Annotated in this window: 27 protein-coding genes; 11 read left to right on the top strand and 16 right to left on the bottom strand. The window is 31.4% G+C overall.

Features of this window, described 5'->3' with window-relative positions; genetic code table 11:
- Positions 1-50: 50 nt before the first annotated feature.
- The 6 genes from QWY99_RS18630 to QWY99_RS18655 all read left to right on the top strand — a co-directional run bounded on the left by QWY99_RS18630 (position 51) and on the right by QWY99_RS18655 (position 3862).
- Positions 51-455: a hypothetical protein gene (locus QWY99_RS18630; RefSeq protein ID WP_290267218.1), complete on the top strand. Its 405-nt coding sequence runs from the start codon at positions 51-53 to the stop codon at positions 453-455.
- 727 nt (positions 456-1182) lie between these two features.
- Positions 1183-1572: a hypothetical protein gene (locus QWY99_RS18635; RefSeq protein WP_290267219.1), complete on the top strand. Its 390-nt coding sequence runs from the start codon at positions 1183-1185 to the stop codon at positions 1570-1572.
- Positions 1569-1769, top strand: coding sequence for a hypothetical protein (locus QWY99_RS18640; protein ID WP_290267220.1), 201 nt, complete (start codon positions 1569-1571; stop codon positions 1767-1769). The genes QWY99_RS18635 and QWY99_RS18640 overlap by 4 nt, the downstream gene beginning before the upstream one ends.
- A 40-nt stretch (positions 1770-1809) precedes the next feature.
- On the top strand, positions 1810-2679 hold the full coding sequence (locus QWY99_RS18645) for a hypothetical protein (protein ID WP_290267221.1): 870 nt from the start codon (positions 1810-1812) through the stop codon (positions 2677-2679).
- A 12-nt stretch (positions 2680-2691) separates the two neighbouring features.
- Positions 2692-3045, top strand: a complete 354-nt coding sequence (locus QWY99_RS18650; protein WP_039117922.1) for a hypothetical protein — start codon at positions 2692-2694, stop codon at positions 3043-3045.
- Between the two features lie 412 nt (positions 3046-3457).
- Positions 3458-3862 (top strand): hypothetical protein, encoded by a 405-nt coding sequence (locus QWY99_RS18655; RefSeq protein WP_290267222.1) that lies wholly within the window; start codon positions 3458-3460, stop codon positions 3860-3862.
- 205 nt (positions 3863-4067) lie between these two features.
- Here QWY99_RS18655 and QWY99_RS18660 read toward each other — a convergent pair whose 3' ends face one another.
- From QWY99_RS18660 to QWY99_RS18670, 3 genes are read right to left on the bottom strand one after another with little or no spacing between them, the layout of a single operon-like run.
- The gene (locus tag QWY99_RS18660; RefSeq protein ID WP_290267223.1) at positions 4068-5012 is read right to left on the bottom strand and encodes a lipid A deacylase LpxR family protein; all 945 of its coding nucleotides are present in this window, start codon (positions 5010-5012) and stop codon (positions 4068-4070) included.
- Positions 5012-5770 carry a monofunctional biosynthetic peptidoglycan transglycosylase gene (mtgA, locus tag QWY99_RS18665; RefSeq protein ID WP_290267224.1) on the bottom strand — a complete coding sequence of 253 codons (759 nt, stop codon included), beginning with the start codon at positions 5768-5770 and terminating at the stop codon, positions 5012-5014. The genes QWY99_RS18660 and mtgA overlap by 1 nt, the downstream gene beginning before the upstream one ends.
- Positions 5770-6882 carry an NAD(P)/FAD-dependent oxidoreductase gene (locus QWY99_RS18670; RefSeq protein ID WP_290267225.1) on the bottom strand — a complete coding sequence of 371 codons (1113 nt, stop codon included), beginning with the start codon at positions 6880-6882 and terminating at the stop codon, positions 5770-5772. Before QWY99_RS18670 ends, mtgA begins: the two co-directional genes overlap by 1 nt.
- 278 nt (positions 6883-7160) lie before the next feature.
- On the opposite strand from QWY99_RS18670, the gene QWY99_RS18675 reads away from it, so the two are divergent.
- Both QWY99_RS18675 and QWY99_RS18680 read left to right on the top strand, forming a co-directional pair.
- On the top strand, positions 7161-9062 hold the full coding sequence (locus QWY99_RS18675) for a S9 family peptidase (protein ID WP_290267226.1): 1902 nt from the start codon (positions 7161-7163) through the stop codon (positions 9060-9062).
- A 193-nt stretch (positions 9063-9255) separates the two neighbouring features.
- Positions 9256-11706: a hybrid sensor histidine kinase/response regulator gene (locus QWY99_RS18680; protein WP_290267227.1), complete on the top strand. Its 2451-nt coding sequence runs from the start codon at positions 9256-9258 to the stop codon at positions 11704-11706.
- A gap of 95 nt (positions 11707-11801) precedes the next feature.
- On the opposite strand, the gene QWY99_RS18685 is transcribed toward QWY99_RS18680, so the two are convergent.
- From QWY99_RS18685 to pdxA, 12 genes are all read right to left on the bottom strand, one after another.
- Positions 11802-13133 carry a sigma-54-dependent transcriptional regulator gene (locus tag QWY99_RS18685; protein ID WP_290267228.1) on the bottom strand — a complete coding sequence of 444 codons (1332 nt, stop codon included), beginning with the start codon at positions 13131-13133 and terminating at the stop codon, positions 11802-11804.
- Positions 13134-13257: 124 nt separating this feature from the next.
- Entirely contained in the window at positions 13258-13554 is a 297-nt protein-coding gene (locus QWY99_RS18690; protein ID WP_290267229.1) for a hypothetical protein, read from the bottom strand.
- Positions 13555-13594: 40 nt separating this feature from the next.
- Positions 13595-13891, bottom strand: coding sequence for a hypothetical protein (locus QWY99_RS18695; RefSeq protein ID WP_290267230.1), 297 nt, complete (start codon positions 13889-13891; stop codon positions 13595-13597).
- Between the two features lie 44 nt (positions 13892-13935).
- Complete coding sequence (locus QWY99_RS18700; RefSeq protein ID WP_290267231.1) at positions 13936-14232, bottom strand: hypothetical protein; 297 nt, start codon at positions 14230-14232, stop codon at positions 13936-13938.
- A gap of 59 nt (positions 14233-14291) precedes the next feature.
- Positions 14292-14588: a hypothetical protein gene (locus tag QWY99_RS18705; RefSeq protein ID WP_290267232.1), complete on the bottom strand. Its 297-nt coding sequence runs from the start codon at positions 14586-14588 to the stop codon at positions 14292-14294.
- 59 nt (positions 14589-14647) lie between these two features.
- A complete protein-coding gene (locus tag QWY99_RS18710; protein ID WP_290267233.1) occupies positions 14648-14944 on the bottom strand; it encodes a hypothetical protein in 297 nt (98 codons plus the stop codon).
- 264 nt (positions 14945-15208) lie between these two features.
- Complete coding sequence (gene accC, locus QWY99_RS18715) at positions 15209-16555, bottom strand: acetyl-CoA carboxylase biotin carboxylase subunit (protein ID WP_290267234.1); 1347 nt, start codon at positions 16553-16555, stop codon at positions 15209-15211.
- Between the two features lie 91 nt (positions 16556-16646).
- Positions 16647-17126: an acetyl-CoA carboxylase biotin carboxyl carrier protein gene (gene accB / locus QWY99_RS18720; RefSeq protein ID WP_290267235.1), complete on the bottom strand. Its 480-nt coding sequence runs from the start codon at positions 17124-17126 to the stop codon at positions 16647-16649.
- A gap of 22 nt (positions 17127-17148) precedes the next feature.
- The gene (locus tag QWY99_RS18725) at positions 17149-18147 is read right to left on the bottom strand and encodes a beta-ketoacyl-ACP synthase III (RefSeq protein WP_290267236.1); all 999 of its coding nucleotides are present in this window, start codon (positions 18145-18147) and stop codon (positions 17149-17151) included.
- A 172-nt stretch (positions 18148-18319) separates the two neighbouring features.
- Positions 18320-18514 carry a 50S ribosomal protein L32 gene (rpmF, locus tag QWY99_RS18730; protein WP_007137315.1) on the bottom strand — a complete coding sequence of 65 codons (195 nt, stop codon included), beginning with the start codon at positions 18512-18514 and terminating at the stop codon, positions 18320-18322.
- Positions 18515-18523: 9 nt separating this feature from the next.
- Positions 18524-19066 carry a YceD family protein gene (locus QWY99_RS18735; protein WP_290267237.1) on the bottom strand — a complete coding sequence of 181 codons (543 nt, stop codon included), beginning with the start codon at positions 19064-19066 and terminating at the stop codon, positions 18524-18526.
- A 107-nt stretch (positions 19067-19173) separates the two neighbouring features.
- Complete coding sequence (pdxA, locus tag QWY99_RS18740) at positions 19174-20223, bottom strand: 4-hydroxythreonine-4-phosphate dehydrogenase PdxA (RefSeq protein ID WP_290267238.1); 1050 nt, start codon at positions 20221-20223, stop codon at positions 19174-19176.
- A 58-nt stretch (positions 20224-20281) separates the two neighbouring features.
- Between pdxA and QWY99_RS18745 the strand changes: the two genes are divergently transcribed.
- From QWY99_RS18745 to QWY99_RS18755, 3 genes are all read left to right on the top strand, one after another.
- On the top strand, positions 20282-20869 hold the full coding sequence (locus QWY99_RS18745; RefSeq protein ID WP_290267239.1) for a riboflavin synthase: 588 nt from the start codon (positions 20282-20284) through the stop codon (positions 20867-20869).
- A 125-nt stretch (positions 20870-20994) separates the two neighbouring features.
- Entirely contained in the window at positions 20995-21159 is a 165-nt protein-coding gene (locus QWY99_RS18750) for a hypothetical protein (RefSeq protein ID WP_290267240.1), read from the top strand.
- A 348-nt stretch (positions 21160-21507) separates the two neighbouring features.
- Positions 21508-22716, top strand: coding sequence for a restriction endonuclease (locus QWY99_RS18755; RefSeq protein ID WP_290267241.1), 1209 nt, complete (start codon positions 21508-21510; stop codon positions 22714-22716).
- A 369-nt stretch (positions 22717-23085) separates the two neighbouring features.
- Here the strand turns inward: QWY99_RS18755 and QWY99_RS18760 are convergent, their stop codons facing one another.
- Positions 23086-24324 (bottom strand): DNA cytosine methyltransferase, encoded by a 1239-nt coding sequence (locus QWY99_RS18760; RefSeq protein WP_290267242.1) that lies wholly within the window; start codon positions 24322-24324, stop codon positions 23086-23088.
- Positions 24325-24420: the final 96 nt, after the last annotated feature.

The following is a 24420-nucleotide window of genomic DNA, read 5'->3' on the forward strand; positions in this document are numbered from 1 at the left end:
TAAGACATATAGGAGTGTCAACGCATTTTGTGATGCATAAAATTTAAAAAATGAAAATAGTTGTCTTTATTTTAATAGCTTTATTTTCTTCTGTCATTTTAAATGCTCAAGAGAAAACAAAAGATACACTCTATTTTAAGTATGATAATAAGTATGATAATAAGTATATAAATTTGTATACTGAAATCCCAGGTCATTTTTATTTAGATGATAGTAGTGGAGGTAGTAATGGGTCTTTTTTCTTTAAAAAAGGAGAAGTGAAAAGTGATCTAAGTCCTAAAAAGATTTTGTCACTTAAAAAGTTTATACGCTCTTCAGATTTTTATGATAAAAAGAAAAAATTGAATAATGAAAAGATTGCTGTTTTTTTTAGTAATTACGTTGTGTTTTTGGTTAAAAATATTGATAAAAAAGTAGAATATATTCAAGTCGAATCAGGCTTTGAGATAGAATGATAATATTTAACATGAAAGTTATTTTTTTGATATTCCTTACAATTGGGGCTTTATTGTGGATTTTTTTCTACTTTATAGAATACAATTTCAATTTTTGTATTTCTAATGCATTTTATATTGTAAGTTACTTTTACCCAGCCATACTAGTTTTATCTATTTGGTACATTTTTTTATTCTATAGAATTTATAAAGAGAAAAAACAGAAACAAATAACTTTGCCAAAATCTTAAGGTTTTGGCAAAGTTATCTTTTAAACTTGTTCATTTATTTGGACAGGTTTTTTTGTATTTCATAAAAATTTATTGTTTTTTTTTAATTAAAAATAAATGAACTTGAACTGGCAAATACGGACACTAGAAAATTGAAAGATTTAAGCTTAGATGTAGAATCGATTGTAGAAAAGAAACTCCTATATCAAAAATTCCCACAAGAACTAATCCATTCTGTCATAGATAATATTAGTTTTCAAGGAATATATTTAGGACATTTCAAAATGTATAATGCTTTTTTTAATAATGAAAATATATGAAAACACTAAATAGAAATTATTTAATTTTTGTTACACTCTGCATTTTGTTGTTTATCTATTTTTACTTTTACCAATATTTCTATACCATTAATTTGTATGATACTTACTACCTAATAAGTTATTTCTTTTTCGTGGTTGCAGCTTTTATTATTGGGACGGTTTTTTGTTTGAGTAAAATTTTAATACAAAAATTTAACGATGCATTTTCATGATGTAACTCTGTTTAACTCTGGTGATAGAGCGTTTAATTTTCAACTAACTAAAATGAACGGAAGCCATCTTCATTCTATTTGTTTAAACATTAGCATTTTGTGTCCATATTTCACATATTATGTTCTTGATACATTAGTTGATTTAGAACAAGTAAAATGGATTGGAAGACCTTATAAAAATGAAGAGTTAGAAATTCTGTACGCCACAGAAATTAATAAAATCATTAAATTAGTTGAAAAAAAGCTTAGAATTACAAAATTTCCATCAGAATTACTAACTTACAAGCTCCCACAAATTAGCAAAGGATTTATTCCGTTTGGCGAGTTTACTTTTTTTAACGCATTCTTTTTGGATGAATACTATACTAGATTATGAAATACTTTATTTACGCACTTTTAATTTTAGGAATAGGATTATTGATTTATGGCTACATCTATCCAACTGAATATTGTTTGGATATCAATATTAAAGATACCTATTACGCATTTACTTATACACCAATAACAACATTTGTTTTATTGTTTTCTTTAATCTTTTATATAGCTAGTCGTTTATATAAACTAGTTAGATGATATATCAATACTCTCTTCCATAAATAATGAACAAGGAAAAATGATAGCCGACCCTTGTTATTATTGTCCTGATGAAGAAGAACCAACTGGTGGTAGTGGTGGTTTTCCTGGCACACCGCTTAGAGAAGTTATAATTAAATCTCCATCATCACCACCATCGTTTCCCCCTATGACCTATATCCCGCGTGGCCCCTCATATGGAGGTGTGACTAATCCGTCTGAATATACAAATCCTCCTCGTGGTGGTGGTGGTGGTTCTAGTGATTCAAATCCACCAGTAACCGTAACTGTAGATCCTAGTTTTGATAAAAATCCCTGTCTAAAGGCTGTATATACAAAGCTTGGAGGTTCAGTAGTTTTTCAAAATTATCTGAAAAAATTTGATGGGACCTTTTCTGTAGCTAATTTAAAATTAGAGGCAAGTTCAACCTTACCTAGCAAAATAAATGCTGAAACAAGTCCTCCTAAAAATTATATGATTTCCATAACTTTTAATTCAAACAATCTAGGGAGACCATCATTAGATGTGGCTAGAACATTTATTCATGAGATGATTCATGCAGAAATGTTTAGAAAATTGCTAAGTTTATCAGCCAGTAATGGAGAAATAGATGTTACTAAACTAAACCAAATGTTAACAGAACATAATTACCCTGGTTTATACGATTATTATAGTAGATTTGGAGTAAATGGTATGCAACATGAGCAAATGGCATCACATTACAGAGAGACGATTGTTTCTTACTTAAAAGCATACGACAGTAGTTTAACACAAGAAGAATACGAATCTATTGCATGGGAAGGATTAAAAGAAACGACTACATGGAATGCATTAAGTCAAACTCAAAAGCAAAAAATAGCAGACGTTTATAAACAATGGCTTTCTAAAGCAGGAAAAGCTTGTAATTAATTCACATACAAAATGAAAACATTATACATAATCTTAAACGTTTTATTTTTCATGAGTGCCTTTTCTCAGGAGAAAAAAGATATTATTGTCTTTGGTTTTGATACTACGACAGATGAAGTTATCTACAGAGTACATAAAGGAAAAGAAGAAATATCAGGTTTTAAAATATTAATAAATAAAAAGAAAGTTTTTTTTAGTTCTAGTCCTTATTTAGGAAATAAAAAATTAACAACAAATACTAGTAGAAAAGAATTAGAGATGGTTTTAAAGAATGATAATATTAACAAACAACATACTTTTTTCCTTTTTTATAAAGGAAAAAAATATTATTCTGTTGATTATCTAGTCAGAAAACAAATCAATTAATTGAGGTAATATATTTTAATCTCAAAAGATACCAATATGAACCTCTATTATATATCGATAATTACTGAAGTTGATTAATAATTATAAAACTCAACTTATGAAAAAAATACTGATTCTAACATTCTTTATCGCAATTTCATTTTCTTGCCAAGCGCAAATTTTACCTGCTACTAATTATAAAACTAATTATTTCACAGCGGGAGATTGTAGATAATATTAATACTATAACTATGATTGATAAGGTTTTAATGAATTTAGTGTATTTACTCTATCCACGAAATATATGTGCTTATACTGAAAAAGATAAGTATTTCATTAGTGAGGAGTATAAGGGATTAAATCAAATCATAACTGATTTCGATACTGAGGATGGAAAGGTTCTTAGGAAGACTATTCTTGAAAAATTTGAAAAATGAAAAAAGTTGCCCTTATTTTAATATCTCTATTTTCTTCTGTCATTTTAAAGGCTCAAGAAAAAACAAAAGACACCCTGTTTTTTAATTACGATAATAAGTATATTAGAACTCATGCTGAAATACCAAATCATTTTTATCTTCAAGATGGTAGTGGTTCCAATTATGGTAGTTTCTACTTTCAAAAAGTTAAAAATTTAGATAATCAAAAAACAAATAAAAAAACAGCTCTTTGTCTTAAAGATTTTGTACAATCCTCAGCGTTTTATGACAAAAACAAAAATCCTAAATTAAATGATTATAAGCTTTGGGAATATTTTAATAGTTATGTGGTGATTTTGGTTAAAAAAAATCATCAAAAAATAGAATTCATTCAAGTAGGTTCAGCTTATGAGATTGAATAAAAACAAAAGCAGTATTTCAATATTGAACTGCCCCCAAAAAGTTAGACACTATTTAAGGGTGTTTTTAGTACAATTAACTCGTTAAAGGTTACTCAAAAAATTAATGCAAATTTATAATGGTTTCTTAGATTCTAAATATGAATTTTAAAATGCAATTGCACCCAATAGAATAAAATAACAAAACAAAAATACTTTGTATGGAATACTATTTTAACAGGTAAGAAACTTGGATTGAGCCATAGAAATAACCTGTATTAACATCATTTTTTATTTCTTTACTTCTATAAATAAATGCATAGGATAGGTTAAGACTATTCTTTCTGTATTTCAGACCTGCTTCCGCATTGAAACGAAGTGGTCTTAAATTGTATGTTACTGGACTATTATCATTAAACAGACTTCCTTGGATGGTAGCGTCGTAAATTTGACAATTGATACTTGGAATTGCATAAAAATAGAACTCACTTTGTTGCACTACGTTTTTACTCATCGAAGCGCCATGTAGATTGGAATCATAAATGGGAACTAAGTTTTTAAAACCAATTCTGGTCATAAAACCGGTTTTTACTCCTGTGAAAATTGTCCCTAAATTAGCTTCTGATTGAAAATTGAAATCAATATAATTGTAATCCTTATTTGGAAACAACTTCATAGAATACAACAAATGTGTTTGAATTGCTAAAGCGTTTTGAATCTGATGTTGCCAACCATGAACAGCTCTATATTGAAAAAAGTTATGAAACTGTTGTTGCATCTCTTCTCCAAATGAATTTTTCCCAACAAAACCCAACTGAAAATCCGCTTTTAATACGGATTCATTTTGATAAAAAACATTTCGACCAACTCCCGCAAAAAGATAACCTGCAAAAGGCCTATCGTTTAAAGCAATGTCTTCAGCATTTATAGTATGTGGATTATAAATATACTGACCTATTCTAAACTCAGTGATTTTTTTATTTACTTTTTCAGTATTATTCTTAGATAAGAATCTATAAAAAAACTCTAATCCATTGGTATAATACTTGTCATTTTTAGACGAAGTATATAAGTCATTATCTGTGACAAAACCGATCTCTTGTGTTCTACTTTGTGCAAAAGCAAAAGACACTATGAAAATCAAGATAATACTTAATACTTTTTTTGGTATCATTAATATTCAATTTTACCAACGCTACGCATTACTTTAACAATTTTATTTTTTCTTCTATTAATATAGCTTGAGGAACCTGTTGCTTTAAATTTTCGTGGATTAGGCAGAATAGCGGCTATTCCTGCAGCCTGAATAGGAGTAAGACTCTTTGCGCTTTTACGGTACCAATGTTGCGCGGCTGCCTCTGCTCCATAAACACCATCTCCCATTTCGATACTATTAAGATACACTTCCATGATACGCTCTTTTCCCCACACCAGTTCGATTAGAACTGTAAAATAGGCTTCGAGTCCTTTACGGAAATAACTTTTACCTTGCCATAAAAAAACATTTTTGGCTGTTTGTTGCGATATAGTACTTCCTCCTCGTATTTTCCTACCACGCTCATTACTCTTATATGCTTTTTGTAGTGCTTTAAAATCAAAACCATTATGCTTCAAGAAAGTTCCATCTTCACTCGCAATAACTGCTTTTTGCAAATTCATGGATATATTTTCGATTGGTTCCCAATCGTGACTAAAATAATTCTCTTTACCTGCTATTTTATTTTCGATACCTCGAATTACCATTAAAGGTGTAAAAGGTACTGGAACGTATTTAAAAAAGACAACAAAAAATATTGATATACCAAAGAACCACAAAAGTAATTTGCAAAAGAAACGGATTATTTTACTACCAAACGACCGATTATTCTTCTTAGAAGTTGGTTTTGATTTACTTGTTGTTGTTTTTTTTGGTGCTGCTTTTTTAGTCGCCATTATATTAAATCTGCTAATTCTGTTCCTATTAAACTACCAATTGCTACTCCCATCCCTCCTAATCTAACGCCACAATATACGTTTTCAGACAATTGAGTCACAATTGGATTTTTACTACTTCCCACTCCCATTATCCCACTCCATCGGTGGGCAATATCAATTTTTTGATTTGGTAAAATTACATTTTTCAACAAATCTTCCAATTTATTTTGGATTATTTCTGTACGTCCAAATTCAGTAGTGGTTTCTGTATCAAAATCAAGATTTCTACCACCTCCTAATAAAATTCTATCTCCCACATTTCTAAAATAATAGTATCCTTTATCTAAGTGAAAAGTACCTTTAATTTCTAGATCATGAATAGGTTCTGTAATTAGAACTTGCGCTCTTGCAGGCTTTACTCCTCCATCAGTGAGCTTATTTGCGAACCCATTAGTAGCAAAAAGAATTTTAGTTGTAGTAAAAACAAAATCTCCTAACACTACCTCTACAGCATTCCCCTTATCAAAGTAGGAAGTAACCGTTTGTTGATTCAGAATTAAAATATCAGCTTCAATTGCTTCTTTAAGCAATGCCTGCATCATATTACCCGTATCTAATTGTCCTTCAAAAGGATTAAAAACCAAATATTCATGAATCCCTTTAAACGAAAAACTATCTATTTCTTTCGCGAAAACATCGGTCTTAAAAAAAGGTTTTAGAATTTCATTTACAAAAGGTAATTTACTTAAACATTCGTTATATCCCACTTCATCATCTTTTAAAAATATCTCATATCCACCATAAGGTTTAAAATCGATAGCATGATCTCCCAACCGCTTACGTAATAATTGCAATCCTTTCCAACGTTTTTCAATAAGTTTGATTACCTCTTCTTCTGAGTGAGATTTTAAGTCATCAATAATTTCAGATAGACTGCCAAAACAAGCAAATCCAGCATTTTTTGTACTTGCTCCTTGAGGTAACATTCCTTTTTCGAGTATCAAAATTTTAGCTTTTGGAAACCTTTCGCGTAAGCGTAATCCTGCGTGCAAGCCCACTATTCCACTACCAACAATAGTGAAATCTACATTTGTAAACCAATTTTTAAGCTCCCAATAACTCAATTCCATATTGATATTTTTTATAAAAATAGTGATTTTTTGAGTATTTACAATAAGAAGATATTTACAGATTAAGCTTATTACCCAAACATTTAACAAACCTAAATTTATACAATAAAACAAGCTGAATAAAGCTTAGGATAAAACCAGAGTAAAACAATACGTCTATTTTTTTTGAATTATCAATTACGCAACATCTCCTATTTAACAGAATCCCTACGGCCATATCATAAAGATGCTGGAAATAATTTTGTACTTTTAAAATCTTAAAAAATTTAGTTTAAATTATGAAAAAAGTAATACTTACAACCTTAGTAATGATGAGCTTAAGCACCATGGCACAGAATGTAATGTCACCGGAACTATTATGGAAATTAGGGAGAGTTACTCCACTTGGACTCTCGAAAGATGGAAAAAACATTGTTTATAAGGTTACAACGCCATCTGTTGCCGAGAATAATTCGAAATCAAAATATTATTCGCTACCTGTAAATGGGGGAACTGCAACGGAAGTTTCGGACATAAAAACAGTTTTAACGGATAAAAACATATCGCCAGACGGAAAATTTTTAGTGTATAATGACGAAGTAAAAATAGATAAAGTTTTAGGCAAAGATTTTTATCCAAATTTAGAAAAATCAGACGCACAAATTTACGATGGCCTAGACTATCGCCATTGGGATACTTGGAACGAAGGTAAATTTAATCATGTTTTTTACAAAGAAAACAAAGATGGTGCTGTTGGAATTGATATTCTAAAAGGAGAGAACTTTGATAGTCCACAAAAACCATTTGGTGGTGACGAAGATTATATTTGGTCTCCTGATGGTAAAAGCATTTTATATGTAAGCAAGAAAAAAGCGGGAACGCAATATGCAATTTCTACCAATACTGATATTTACGAGTACAATCTTGAAACTGGTAAAACTATAAACAGAACTGTAGAGAATTTAGGTTACGATATGGCTCCAAAATTTTCGCCAACAGGAAATTTAACTTGGTTGCAAATGAAACGTGATGGTTATGAAGCTGATAAAAACGACATTATTGTTGATTTTAAAGGCTTAAAAATCAACCTTACTGCTAATTGGGACGGAACAGTAAATAGTTTTATGTGGAGTAAAGATGGAAAAAAAGTGTTTTTTGTAGCACCTATAGATGGTACAAAACAACTTTTTGAAGTAAATTTCCCTGGATTAACTAAAATTGCAATAAAAGTAATTCAACTTACAAATGGCAATTATGATGTAAATGATTTAGTTGGTTTTGCTGATGACCACATCATTGTTACTAGATCAGATATGAATCATGCCAATGAAATTTTCTCTTTTAATTTAAAGAAGAATACTTGGAAACAATTATCTAATGTAAATACTGAAACTTATGAGAAACTTACTTTAAGTAAAACAGAGAGACGTTACGTTACTACAACAGATGGTAAAAAAATGTTAGTTTGGGTAATCTTACCTCCAAATTTTGATGCTTCAAAAAAATACCCAACTCTTTTATTCTGTCAAGGTGGACCACAATCTGCTTTAACACAATCGTATTCTTTCCGTTGGAACTTCTCATTAATGGCTGCTAAAGGCTATGTAGTTGTAGCTCCTAACCGTCGTGGAATGCCAGGGCACGGAGTAAAATGGAATGAGCAAATTAGTAAAGATTGGGGCGGACAGGTTATGGATGATTACTTATCTGCTATTGATGATGTTGCAAAAGAAAGCTATGTTGACAAAACTCGTTTAGGTTGCGTAGGTGCTAGTTATGGTGGTTATTCGGCTTTCTTTTTAGCAGGAATTCACAACAACCGTTTTAAAACTTTTATTGCTCATGACGGTGTTTTCAACACACAAAGTATGTTCGGAACGACAGAAGAAGTTTTCTTTAACAATTGGGATTTTGGCGGACCATACTGGGAGAAAGATAATGCAATTGCTCAAAAAGCATACACTACATTTAACCCAATAAACTACGTTGATAAATGGAACAAACCAATCTTGATTATTCAAGGTGGAAAAGATTTCCGTGTACCAATAGGACAATCTCAAGAAGCTTTTCAAGCTGCTCAATTACGCGGAATTAAAAGTAGATTATTGTATTTCCCTGAAGAAAATCACTGGGTATTAAAACCACAAAATGCACAAGTTTGGCAAGGTGAATTTTTTAAATGGTTAAACGAAACACTTTAATCAAACTAGCTAAACAAAACTAAAAACGGTTAAATCGGTTTATATAAAAGCCTCAGATATTAAATAAATATCTGAGGCTTTTTTCATTTTCTAATTATAATCATATAAGATATTGGCACGGTTTTATAAGCTTTAATCAGAAAATTTTAAATAAATTGCGATAATATAAAAATCAAAATCCCTACAACAATATATGGAGAGTAAAAACAGTTACATTCCGCTTAAAGTATTTATAAGTTACATCGCATTAGCTTCGCTTGTAATTAGTGTGGGTTGGGTTTTATATTCTGAGAATGTTATTTATTCAAATATAGAAAGTAAAATCGCTTATGAAAAAACTAAAATTTTCAAAGTAAGTCAGTTATTTTCAAATGTATACAAAACAGAAAGCCTAGCTCGAAAAACAATACAATCTAATTCTGAATCTGATTACAAACTCTATATCAAAGAATCAGATTCTTTACGAGTTAAAATTGATTCATTAAAAAAAATAGTTACAACACAATCACAAATTGTTTTATTGGATAGTGTCAATTATTTATTGGCTGAAAAAACCAAAAACATTCAACAATTAAAGTCCATCAAAAATAAAGCAAGTGATGAAGTTACTGTAAATAATGCTATTGATGAATTAACAAAACTAGAATTCTCTTTACGCAAATTACAACTTGAAGATTTTACTAAAAACCCTGAAAAATTAGGCTCGTACCAACGTAATGTCCTGCAAAAATATGTTGACTATCTTAATCAGAATATTCCGGACGATAGTACAAATACACTAAGTAAGAAAGCTTCTGACTCTATTTTATCTACATCTAAAAAACTATTGAGCTCAGTTAAAAGAGAAACTGAGAAGAAGAAAGAATCTCTGAATTACCAAGAAAACAAGCTACTTAAAAATGAAATTTTAATTTCTGAGCAACTCCGAAAAGTATTGCGCATGATTGAACGAGAAATTATAATAAACTCTATAAAATACAATACTGAAAAAGAAAAATCATTAAAAAAAATAAACGAAATTGTAACGGGTGCGGCAATTGTAGGCTTACTGCTTACCATCTTTTTCTCTATTCTAATTGCGAGTGATTTCTCTAAAACGCAACTTTATAAAAAACAATTAGAAATAGCCAATTTTAAAACCCGGAATCTCTTAAAAAGCCGTGAACAGCTTATTTCTACCGTAAGTCATGATTTAAAAACCCCATTGAGCACAATTGTAGGTTATACGGAACTATTGGACAATTCTGACGTGAATACAAAACAATCGTATTTTATTAAGAATATCAGAAATTCATCCCAGTACATTTCGCAATTGGTTCAGGATTTACTTGATTTTTCTCAAATTGAAGCGGGGAAAATCACAATCGAGAAGAAACCCTTCTTACTTCCTGAAATCATTACTGAAGTTGCTAAAAGTATTCAATCTGTTTATATTCAGAAAGACATCGAACTTATCATTGATACTGACGAAAAATTAAACCAAAGAGTAATTGGAGATTCATTTCGACTCAAACAAATTTTAAGCAACATAATTGGTAATGCTTATAAATTTACCGAAAAAGGTTTTATAAAAATCAACGCTTCAATTAATGACAAAGGAGATTTTGTTATTATTAAAGTTGAAGATTCTGGTATTGGAATTGAAAAAAAGAATCAAAATCTAATATTCGAAGAATTTGCTCAAGCCAATGAAAACATCGAAAAAAAATATGGTGGAACTGGTTTAGGGCTTGCCATATCCAAAAAAATAGCAACTCTACTAGGTGGTGATTTAAACTTAAAAAGTGTTTTTGGCAAAGGAAGTACTTTCGAAATTCAACTTCCACTAATTTTCGACACCAATTCTGAATCACAATTAGAAGAACCAACCACAGAAGAATACATTACTCCTTTAACCTCGTCTAAGACAGCAATTGTAATAGATGACGACACTAATTTACTAGGTTTAACCTCCGAAGTTTTAAAACAGAACAACTATACCGTTTTGGCTTTTAATAATGCGAATGATGCCTTAAAAACAATCCAGAATACTCCTTTTGACTTTATCATAACCGATATTCAAATGCCAGAAATTGATGGATTCCAATTTTTAGAAAAATTAAAGCAAACTACCAATTCTCAATATCAAGACCAACCAATAATAGCTCTAACAGGGAGAGAGGATTTACACTTGAAAGTTTATTTAGATGCAGGATTTACAACTGTTGTAAAAAAACCGTATTCGCCAAAAATGTTACTCAAAACGATATTTTCTCTATTTGATAGTTCTTATAAAATTGAACCTGAAGACAAAGAAATCAGTAATTCAAATTTAGAAAAAGGCTTTTCACTTGATTCCCTAAAATCATTTTTAACCAATGACGAAGAAGCTCTTCAAGAAGTACTTAAAACGTTTGTAACAACAACAAAAGAAAGCTTAGTCGCTTTAGAAGAAAGTGTGACTAATAAAGATCGTACTACTATAAGTGCTATTGCACACCGAATAGCTCCAATGTTCAAGCAAATCAATGCAATTGAAGTCAGTAAAATTTTAAGTAATTTAGAGCAAAAAAAATATTCTGATACAGACTTAGAAACACTATTTAGCGAATTAAAAACTAAAATAAATTCATTACTTCTGATACTAGAAGATGAAATAACTTAATCTATACGCATTATGTGCAATTGCTAAATATAGCATTTTACGGTTTCTTAATTCTTTTTAAATCCTTTGGTCAGTGGCAAAAAATATAGATACAGTTAATCTATATCATATTGTTTTAGCTTATTGTATAATGTTTTTCGGGTAATTTTCAACATTTTCGCAGCTTCCGATTTATTATTTTTAGCTTTTGCTAAAGCATGAATAATAGCTTCTTTTTCATTTTCAGACAATGAGAAATCATTTGGCACCTGCTTTTGAACCTGGAAGAACTCTACTGGCAACACACTACTTTCTATAAAATCACCTTGCGTTAGCAAGGTTGCTCGCTTAACACAATTTTGAAGTTCTCTTAAATTACCTGGCCATCTGTATTTTTGAAAAACGGCAATTACTTCATCAGAAAAACCAATAACATTTTTATTTAATTGCTCATTGGCTTTTTCAAGAAAGTAATCTGCAAAAATCATTAAATCTTCTTCTCTTTCAATCAATGAAGGAGAATGAATAGAAAACTCATTGATTCTATGGTATAGATCTTCACGAAAATCTCCTTTTTGTACTGCTTCTCGCAAATCTTCATTAGTTGCGGTTACAATACGAATATCAACATCAATTTCTTTGTTACTACCAACAGGTTTTATCTTTCGCTCTTGTAACGCTCTTAGAAGCTGAATTTGATTTTCATAAGAAAGATTTCCAATTTCATCTAAAAATATAGTTCCTCCATTAGCAGCTTCAAAATAACCAATTTTATCGGTAATTGCTCCTGTAAAAGAACCTTTTAAATGTCCGAAAAACTCACTTGCTGCTAATTCTTTAGGTATTGCACCACAATCTACTGCAATGAAATTGTTTCCTTTTCTAGGACTTTGTTCGTGGATGCTTTTGGCAATTATTTCTTTTCCTGTTCCGCTTTCTCCGATTATTAAAACCGACATATTAGTAGGGCTAACCAACTTAATATGTTCTGCTAATTTCTTTGAAGCTTTAGAAATTCCTTTTACAAACTCAAATTCATTTGATTTTTTCGGTGTCTTAACTTTCTGTTCTTTTTCTGGAACTACCTCCGAATTTTGTAGTGCATTAGAGATTACTAATAAAACCTCTTCTGGATTAAATGGTTTCGAAATATAATCTGACGCCCCATTTTTTATAGCTTTAACAGCAGTATTTACATCTGAATAGCCTGTCATTAAGATAACAGGAATATCAGGATATATCTTTTTAAATTCAGTCATTAATCCAATTCCGTCTGAATCAGGAAGCCTCAAATCGGTGATAATAAGATCAAAAGATTCATTCTTAATTATATTCCGTGCTTCGGTTGCAGAAAAAGCAGTCACAACAGTGTATGCTTTTTTAGTTAGAAATTTATCTAATAACTTACAAAACGAAATATCATCTTCTATTAATAAAATCTTTGGCATTAGTGTTTGAACTTTTCATGCTAAAATAAGACTAAAATAATTGTATTCTCATAAAATTTTGCAAAAAAAAAGAGATTGCAGATGCAATCTCTTTTTAAAAAAAACCTAAACTAATCTACCTAAATTATATTTTAATCCAATTGCCATTGACATCTGAATACACAGTAGCCTTTTGGTCACCAACTGAAATTTCTAATTTGTATTCTTTCTTTTCATTTACATATGCTTTATCAAGTTTCACATCCGGATAAGCCTTCTGCAAAGCTGTCTTTACAGCTACTGGCACAGCATCTGCATTAACTTCTGTGTAGCCGTCTTGCACTATTACAACTTTATTTACGGGCTCTGTAACTGCTGTAGTTGCTGCATAAATCGACAGACTTCCTAAAACAATTGCTACGGATAAGATTACTTTTTTCATAATGAAATGTTTAAATTTTACTTATTGGGTTTGTGCTCACTTATTTCTTGATCAGATTCCCTAATGCATCTGAGAAAATTGTATATTTTTTATCGCCATGAACGATTTCTAATTTATATACGTCTTTTTCATTTTTATAGGCCTTTTCAAGTTTTGCATCTGGAAAAGATTTCTCAAGAGTAGATTTTACTTCCGCAGGAAGTGCATCTGCACTGATCTCCACGTACTCTTCCTGAATACTAACTACTTTTACAGTTGATGCTGTAATAGCTACAGTTGTGGCATTAGCCGAGAATCCTCCTAATATAATTGCTGCTGATAAGATTATCTTTTTCATGATACTAAATTTAATGATTATAAACTTCTAAATCGAATTTCGAATTATTTTTTAATCCAGTTTCCTGTTGCATCTGCAAAAAGATTTCCTACTTTATCACCTACGGTAACATCTAGCTTGTACTCTTTATTTGCATTCACATATGCTTTATTAAGAACTGCGTCTGGATATGCTTTTTTCAAAGCTTCAGGAATTGCTGCTGGCAACTCTTCAATTTTAATTTCTGTATATTCTTCTTGAACTGATGTAGTTATAACATCTGCAACCGAAGTTGGTAAAGTTGTTGCGAATGAAGATAAACTTCCTAATACGATTGCTGCTGATAAGATTAACTTTTTCATAATGATATGTTTTATATGTTTTTGACTATTTTGTTTTCTAAATTATTTTCTAAATTGAATTATTTTTTAATCCAATTACCTGTAGCATCTGCAAAAAGATTCCCCACTTTATCACCTACGGTAACATCTAGTTTGTACTCTTTATTAGCATTTACATATGCTTTGTTAAGTACTGCGTCTGGATACGCTTTTTTTAATGCTTCTGGAATAGCGGCTGGCAATTCTTCGATTTTGATTTCAGTATATTCTTCTTGAACTGATGTAGTTTTAACATCTATAACTGAAGTTGGTAAAGTTGTTGCAAATGAAGATAAACTTCCTAATACGATAGCGGCTGATAAGATTAACTTTTTCATAATGATATATTTTATATGTTTTTGACTATTTTATTTTTGTAATTATTTTCTAAATTGAATTATTTTTTAATCCAATTTCCTGTAGCATCTGCAAAAAGATTTCCTACTTTGTCACCTACGGTAACATCTAGCTTGTATTCTTTATTAGCATTTACATATGCTTTATTAAGAACTGCATCTGGATACGCTTTTTTTAGTGCTTCTGGAATTGCAGCTGGCAATTCTTCGATTTTGATTTCAGTGTATTCTTCTTGAACTGATGTGGATTTAACATCTATAACTGAAGTTGGTAAAGTTGTTGCAAATGAAGATAAACTTCCTAATACGATAGCGGCTGATAAGATTAACTTTTTCATAATAATAGATTTTAAATTATTTGTATTGTTTTTACACTTCAGATAAAGAAATTATTATGCCGTAAAAATCAGAAAGCAATAAATCAAACTAAACTATTGATTACTAACCAATTAAGTGATTAACGCAAAATAACTAGTTATTACAAAGTGTGTAAATGAGATGAAAAGTGTGTAAAAAATACTCAATAAATTAATTTTAAAAATTATAGAAACAAAAAAAAGCCTCACATTGCTGTGAGGCTTTTCGATATAATAGGTACTAATCTATTCTAGCTCTTTCATTTTAAACGTATCCATAAAAGCAGTTGTATAATCACCTGCAATATAACGTGGATCATCCATTAACTGTCTGTGAAAAGGAATTGTTGTTTTCACACCTTCGATTACAAATTCATCCAAAGCTCTTCTCATTTTGCTAATTGCTTCTTCACGAGATTGTGCAGTAGTAATTAATTTAGCAATCATCGAATCATAATTTGGAGGAATGCTATACCCAGAATACACGTGCGTATCTAAACGTACACCGTGACCTCCTGGCATGTGAAGCGTAGTAATTTTTCCTGGTGAAGGACGAAAATCATTATATGGATCTTCTGCATTAATACGACATTCTATAGCGTGTAATTCTGGTAAATAATTTTTTCCAGAAATTGGAATTCCAGCTGCTACCATAATTTGCTCACGGATCAAGTCATAATCAATAACTTGTTCTGTAATAGGGTGCTCAACTTGAATACGCGTGTTCATTTCCATGAAATAGAAATTTCTGTGTTTATCAACAAGAAACTCTACTGTTCCAGCTCCTTCATACTTAATAAACTCAGCAGCTTTAACAGCAGCTTCACCCATTTTAGTACGCAATTCATCAGTCATGAATGGCGAAGGAGTTTCTTCAGTTAATTTTTGGTGACGACGTTGAACTGAGCAATCTCTTTCTGAAAGGTGACATGCTTTACCATATGAATCTCCAACAACTTGGATTTCGATATGACGAGGCTCTTCAATTAATTTCTCTAGATACATTCCGTCATTACCAAAAGCAGCTAATGATTCCTGACGTGCACTATCCCAAGCTTTCTGAAGATCTTCAGCTTTCCAAACAGCTCTCATTCCTTTTCCACCACCACCAGCAGTTGCTTTAAGCATTACTGGGTAGCCAAATTCTTCGGCTAATTTTTGTGTTTGTTCGAATGACTCTAACAATCCATCTGAACCTGGTACACAAGGAACTCCTGCTTCTTTCATTGTAGCTTTGGCAGAAGCTTTATCACCCATTCTATCAATCATTTCAGGAGCAGCACCAATAAATTTGATTCCATGTTCCTGACATATTTTAGAAAACTTTGAATTCTCTGAAAGAAATCCGTATCCCGGATGTATCGCATCTGCATTAGTAATTTCAGCAGCAGCAATAATATTTGACATTTTCAAATACGATAAGTTACTCGGAGGAGGACCTATACAAACGGCTTCATCTGCAAATTTAACATGAAGGCTTTCAGCATCTGCTGTAGAGTAAACTGCAACAGTCTTAATCCCCATTTCCTTACATGTACGAATTACACGAAGTGCAATTTCCCCTCTATTCGCAATTAATATTTTTTTAAACATCTTTTTAAAAATTAGATAATTAGATTAATTAGATCGTATGGATTAATAACTCTTAGAAAACTTCTAAAAACTAAAATCTAAATCTAATTTTTTATGATGGATCTACTAAAAACAATGGTTGATCAAACTCAACTGGAGACATATCATCTACTAAAATCTTAACAATTTTACCAGAAACTTCAGATTCAATTTCATTGAATAATTTCATTGCTTCAATAACACAAAGAACATCTCCTTTTGCAATTGTTGTACCTACCTCTGCAAATGCAGGTTTGTCTGGTGAAGGTTTTCTATAAAACGTTCCAATAATTGGTGATTTTATAGTGATCAAGTTTGAGTTTTCTGCTGCAGCCGGAGCTTCTGTAGTTGTTGCTACTGGAGCAGCTTGAGGTACTACAGTTTGCGGTAACGTTGCTTGAACTGGTAATTGTTGAACATACGTGGTTTCTGTTACATTACCTTCTAAAGTTGTTCTAATAGTGATTTTAACATCGTCCATCTCCAACTTTACTTCAGCAACTCCCGAATTTGCTACAAATTTGATTAGGTTTTGAATTTCTTTTAAATCCATAATATTCGTTTTTAGTTTAAATTTATTTTTTATCGTAAGCCCATTTTAGGTAAATAGATCCCCAAGTGAATCCACCTCCAAAAGCGGCAAAAATAACGTTATCTCCTTTTTTCAACAAATGCTCAAAATCGCTAAGTACCAATGGCAATGTAGCTGATGTTGTATTACCATATCTTTCGATATTCATTAATACTTTTGAGTCATCTAAATTCATTCTGCTTGCAGTAGCATCAATAATACGTTTGTTTGCCTGATGCGGCACTAACCAACTTACATCTTGATTTGTTAAATTATTTCTCTTAAGAATTAATTCGCTAGCATCAGCCATATTTGTAACAGCATATTTAAAAACGGTTTTCCCATCTTGTATAATATTATGTCTGTTATTTTGAACTGTTTCTAAAGTAGTAGGAATTAATGATCCTCCAGCTGGTATTTTTAAGAAATCACGACCAACACCGTCACTTCTCAAGTATTCATCTTGCAATCCCAAACCTTCATAATTTGGTTCGAACAATACTGCTCCTGCTCCATCTCCAAATATGATACAAGTAGATCTATCCGTATAATCTACTATCGAAGACATTTTATCTGCTCCTATTAGTAATACTTTTTTATATCTTCCTGACTGGATATATGCGGCAGCTGTAGACATTCCGTAAAGAAAACTCGAACAAGCAGCTTGTAAATCATATGCAAAGGCATTTGTTGCTCCAATTTCTGTTGCAACATAAACTCCTGTAGAAGCTACTGGCATATCTGCTGTAGCTGTTGCCATTATCACCATATCAATCTCCAATGGATCAATATTAGCTTTGGCTATTAAATCTTGTGCTGCTTTTATAGCAAGAAATGAAGTTCCTTTATCAGCATCTTTAAGAATTCTTCTTTCTTTTATTCCGGTGCGGGTAGTTATCCATTCATCATTGGTATCTACCATAGTTTCTAAGACTTTGTTTGAAAGTACAAAGTCTGGAACATAAGCTCCAACAGCGGTTATTGCGGCTGTGATTGTATTCATTATATTCAATTATTTCTTTCCAAATACAAGTAACTGGAAAATTTTTAAAAGACTTGAAAATTACAAAAAAAATTCTAAACGTATTGTCGTACTTTTCTTAGATAAAGAAAAGTATAACAAACAAAAAAAACTCTCACATTGTGAGAGTTCTAATATCATTTACAAAAATGTATTAAGCAACAGCTACAGATTTATCTATAACAACTTGCCCTCTGTAATACATTTTCCCTTCATGCCAGTAAGCTCTGTGGTATAAATGCGCTTCTCCAGTAATAGGACATGTAGCGATTTGAGCTACAGTAGCTTTATAATGTGTTCTTCTCTTATCTCTTCTTGTTTTCGAGATTTTTCTCTTAGGATGTGCCATTTTACTATATTATTTATCCGTTAATAGTTTCTTTAATTTGTCCCAACGAGGGTCAATATCTTCTTCTTTTGTACTCTCTTCTTTTTGTTCTTTTATAGTCAACTCATTCAGTTTATCCAAAGCTTCTGTCTTTAAACTTCCATCTTTAATTCCTGGATGAATTCTTTTTAGAGGCACCGAAAGTGCAATCATTTCATAGATATATTGTGCTACATCTATTTCAAACTCACCAAAAGGTAGAATAAGCAATTCTTCATTTTCATTGTTAAAAGCTTCTCCAAAACGAACTAACAATTTCATTTTACCTTTTAATGGCAAATCAAAATCTTCGCTTGTTAAGTCACAAGGCACATTTACTGTCCCTACATGCTTGAAAGCCAACTCCAACATATTGCTTTTCTTCTCTAAAACTAAATTTACTTTGATATCTGAATTTTGAAATTCCTCATAATCAAAGCCTTCAAAGAACACATTACTTATTTGATACTCAAAATGGTGTTTACCTAACTTTAATCCTACGAATGGAATTAAATATTCTTTTGTCTTGCTCATTTCAACATCATTTTTCCTAATCCATATTCTAACTAATAGAACTCTGAATCGGGGTGCAAAGATATAAAATTATTGTAAAACTAATAATCTTATTCACCTTTTTTTGTTTATAACTGTTTTTCTTTTATTTTAAGAGGTTTTTTACTAATCTCCTCATATTGATTACGTGAGCGAAATATGTCTATTGCTAAATAAACAGCCTCCTTAAATGAATTGTAATCTGCAATATCTTTTCCTGCTATATCATACGCTGTACCGTGATCTGGCGAGGTTCTAACCTTATTTAAACCTGCTGTATAATTAACCCCTTTACCAAATGACAATGTTTTAAAAGGTATCAATCCTTGATCGTGATACGTTGCCACAATAGCATCATATTTTTCATACTGACTGCTTCCAAAAAAACCATCTGCAGGAAATGGTCCGAAAACCAATGTTCCTTTATCAAACATTTTCTTTAACGTTGGTTTCAAAATCTCATCATCCTCTTTACCAATTACGCCTCCATCTCCACAATGCGGATTCAGTCCTAAAACTGCAATTTTGGGTTTATTGATACTGAAATCACGAATTAACGACTCCTTAATTGTTTGAATTTTTCGCTCAATCAATTCTTCTGTAAGATGTGACGCTACCTCGCTTAACGGAATATGATCTGTTAACAAACCAACTCTTAAATTATCTTGAACCATCATCATTAAAGCATTACCTTCTAATTCTTGATCCAAATAATCTGTGTGACCCGGAAATTTAAATGTTTCCGATTGAATATTATATTTATTAATAGGTGCTGTTACTAAAACATCTACAATTCCTTCTTTTAAGGCCTTTGTTGCAGCTACAAAAGATTTTATCGCATATTCCCCTACTTTATCATTATTAGTTCCCAGATTTATATCAATACCTTCTTTCCAAAGATTATAAACATTGATTTTCCCGGGTAAAATCTGATCTAGTTTATCAATTCCATGCAACATTGCTGTTGATGTGAAATTCTTTTTTATAAACGACAGTATTTTTACATTTGCAAAAATAACTGGGGTACATAGTTCTAGCATTCGAGAATCTTCGAATGTTTTAAGAACAACTTCGCTTCCAATACCGTTTAAATCTCCTATTGAAATTCCGACGATTATATTTTCTGCATTTTTTATCATGACCACAGGTTATTTATTACTAATTTTGATGTGCAAATTTAGTAAAATAAAATAAGAAATGTTTACAGGAATCATAGAAACCCTTGGCAATGTAGTCGAAATAAGAAAAGACAGAGATAATCTACACATAACTGTAGACTCTTCTATTACAAATGAACTTAAAATCGACCAAAGTGTCTCCCATAATGGCATTTGCTTAACGGTTGTAAATATACAAGACTCACTTTATACCGTTACAGCCATCGCCGAAACCGTGCAAAAAACAAATATTGGTGATTGGAAAGTTGGAGACATCATCAACCTTGAAAGAGGCATGAAACTAGGTGACCGTCTTGACGGCCATATTGTGCAAGGTCACGTAGACCAAACAGGAAACTGTATTGCCATAGAAGAAGCCAATGGTAGTTGGAACTACACCTTCGAATATGACGAAAAATTGAACAATATTACTATCGAAAAAGGATCAATTACCGTAAACGGAGTTAGCTTGACAGTGGTGAATTCTAAAAAAAATCAGTTTGGCGTATCTATAATCCCATACACATTTGAGAATACTAATTTTAAAGATTTCAACATTGGAACCAAAATAAATTTAGAGTTCGATGTAATTGGTAAATATGTATCAAGATTATACCAAAACAACTAAATACGAAACAGCCTTAAAACAAAAAAAACTCCAGTTTAGTACTATTTTACGCTGGAGTTTTTTGCTTTAATCTATGTTTGTATATTATATAAATTCCAAATAATAGTGCCACTATAAGCAATACCATGAGATTTTCATCAATTGGTACGCGATCACCTGGCGGAGGTGGAGGTGGCCTTCGTGGAGATGGAGGAGTCGTACTCGCAAGACCACAAATTGGACCCAACAAAACCAGTACAGCTATCAAAAACTTTTGTAGGTTGCTCTTCATAATAAATTTCAACTATTAAATACTGGGGACTATAAAACGAAAATTTATCTATAACAAATATAACTTTTTAAATAAAACAACAATAACTCTGATAAAAAAAAGCCTACAAAAAACAAATAAAAAAATATTCAAACAACTAAAAATCAAGCCTAAATCGCTTTCCATACGCTAACCTTTATCAATAATTCATACTTAGAAACTAGGCTTTTATTTTCGCCTCTCTATAAAAAAAGATGTATATTGTTCTGAATTCTTAGCGTCTAATAACCTGAAAAAAAAAAAAAAAAAAACGCTATTGAATCCAACAATTACTCATCTCTAACTCTCAGAAAACTCAAAGAGATTTTTTACTTTCAAAACTAAATAAATGATTTTTTTAAAAACACAATCTGAACAAAATATTGAAAAATACACCAACTCATTAAAAGCTATTGGTGCATTTTCAAATTTATTTAGCTCGTCCGAAAAACCATTTATTCAATATAGAGTCGCTGAAAACGCATTTTGTGAAGCTTTTACAGCCGAGAATTTAGCTAGAGCTGATGTTGCCTATGACGCAATTATAAATGGATGCGGAATCGGTATTAAAACTTTCATCTTATCTGGGAGTTCTAAAATAGAAAAAGTTGCCGAATTTAATTCTCGTAGCGCCGAATTAAGACTTTTAAAAGGAATTGATTTAGCAAACAAACTAGCCGACTGTAGAAATGAAAGAATCAAATTTGCTGACAGATCCTACAAAACAACCAATAGAATTTACCACATAATAGGCAGAGACAAACTTGAATTAAAAATTTTCGAAATCCCTTATGACCTAATAGACAAAGCATCTATAGAAATAATTGCAGAGAACAAAACTTCTTTAAAATTCAAAGATTCACTAAACGAATACAATTTTAATATATCCAAAAGTGTTTTAATGAAGCGCTTTTTCGTCCCTAAAGAGCACATTAAAATTGATGTTGAAATACTTAAAGATCCAATTAGCGTATTACTAGACTTAGTTAAGCCTGACTCACAATTAAGCACGAAATTCATCAACAAGAATGAAATAATTAGCTCTATCGGTCAACTTACGCAGGACGAACTTATACCATTTAAAGACTATGTAATATTACCACTATACTCTCCCAATGCAAAAAAACTTGCAAAAGAACCTATTGTTCCGTTAAAAAGCCAGCTGAACCAATGGAATGCCGGAGGAAGAGCGAGGGATTTTGGAGAAGTATATATCTCCATACCAGCAGAGACTAGAAATAATGCTCCTGATTTTTTCCCAAGCAAAGACACTATTTTCAACTTAAAAATTCCAAACGGAAATGTTTTTTCTGCAAAAGTTTGCCAGCAGGATAGCAAAGCTTTAATGACGAACCCAAACAACGCCATGGCCGATTGGATTTTAAGAGAAATTCTAGCTTTAGCCGAAGGCGAAATTCTAACCTATGACAAGCTTAAGGAAATTGGATACGACAGCGTGAAAATCACCAAATCAAGTAATGATGAGTACTTCATAGATTTTACTCCTTTGGATGAATATGAAAAATTCATTGAAAAAAGCAAAGAGGATTTAGCTTAAAAAAGACCATTTAGAACAACTCAGATTATTATTTAGAATTCAGACAAAAAAATAGCGCTTTCTTAAAAACAAAGAAAGCGCTATTACTTTATATATATTATTTTAATCTGTTGCACATAATTATCTTAACACATAGAGACATAGTTTAACAAAGCCTAAAAAAGACGCTTCACTTAAACACAAATCATATAAGGCTATGCGAAAAAAATATATTTTTCTTGAACTACCTTTGGTTCTAAATTCTATTCCGATAGCCATCAGAACTATGTTTCTATGTGTTGAAAGCCACTTTCACAAATTGCTTCCAACTGTTTTTTTTTAAATAAAACAGAAGCATATTAAACTACAGACTTCTGTTTTACTTTATTTTTATTGCTCCGAACGATTCAAAACATTCGTGATTTCGCTACTAATTCGCTCTATCAAAGTTGTAGTTACAGAATTCCCTGCCTGCATATAAAGCTTACTGTTTGCCAAACTTGGTAAAACATAATTTTCTGGATAACCTTGGAATAAAAAACACTCCTTTGGCGTTAATTTCCTGATTCCGAATTCATCCCTAATAAGCGGAACATTATGTCCTCCTGTACCCATATTTGCCGTTAATGTTGGACAAACATTACTTTTATTTTCTCTTGCATAAACCCTACGCCATTGATAAACGGTATCTCTTGAAGTCATTGCTTTTTCAAGCTCTGGAAAATAAGCATGATCCTTACTGTAATACAAATTATCTGCTTGCTTTCCTTTTTCTAAAATATCGTGAATCGTTTTTGTCAATTCAATCTCCGATGGGAACTTAAAATCCGAAAAATGCTTTACTTGATTTGGATCAAATGCAACTATAAAAATTCTCTCACGGTTTTGTGGTACATTGGCATGCGTCATTGAATTCAAAATTTTTGTATAAACCTTGTAACCCAATTTTTTCTCTAGAATATCAAGAATAGTTTTAAATGTATTCCCTTTATCATGAGAAACTAAATTCTTCACATTCTCCAAAAAAACAACTTTAGGTCTGTGCTTAAGAACTATTTGTTCGATATCAAAAAACAATGTCCCTCGTGTATCAGCAAATCCTTTTTGATTTCCGGCAATAGAAAATGCTTGACAAGGAAAACCCGCACACAAAACATCAAATTCCTGTGGAATATAATTTTTTACTTGCTCATTTGTAATATCACCAAACGGAGCTTCGCCGAAATTCTTTCTATATGTTTTTTGAGCACCTAGCTCCCACTCGCTTGTAAAAACACATTTACCTCCTACATTTTGCATAGCAAGTCTAAAACCTCCAATTCCTGCAAAAAGATCAATGAATTTAAATGTACTTTTTTCTGGAGTTGGAAATGATGCGTTTCGGACTTCAGAAAGTAATTGATCCAAAACATCTTCCGCAACCACCTCAACTTGCTCTTCCTTTTGTTTGTATTGAACAAAATTATTTAGAACTTTCATAGCATCTTTTTCATAATGCTTTGAAACATCGTCGTCTCCGTAATTATGCAAGTAATGGGTTAATACAGCCTTATCGAATGGTCCAACAAGTTTTGATAGATATTTTTTTTCATCAAATTCATCAATACTTATTCTTTCAATTACCTCCATTTTTCCACTCTAAAATTAATGCTGCAATTTATGACAATAATTTGTGATAAAGAATTAAATAAATAAAATAGATATTCTGGTTTCGTGTTTCAATAT

Origin of the sequence: Flavobacterium branchiarum (assembly GCF_030409845.1) — a bacterium.
In the GTDB taxonomy this organism is placed as follows: domain Bacteria; phylum Bacteroidota; class Bacteroidia; order Flavobacteriales; family Flavobacteriaceae; genus Flavobacterium; species Flavobacterium branchiarum.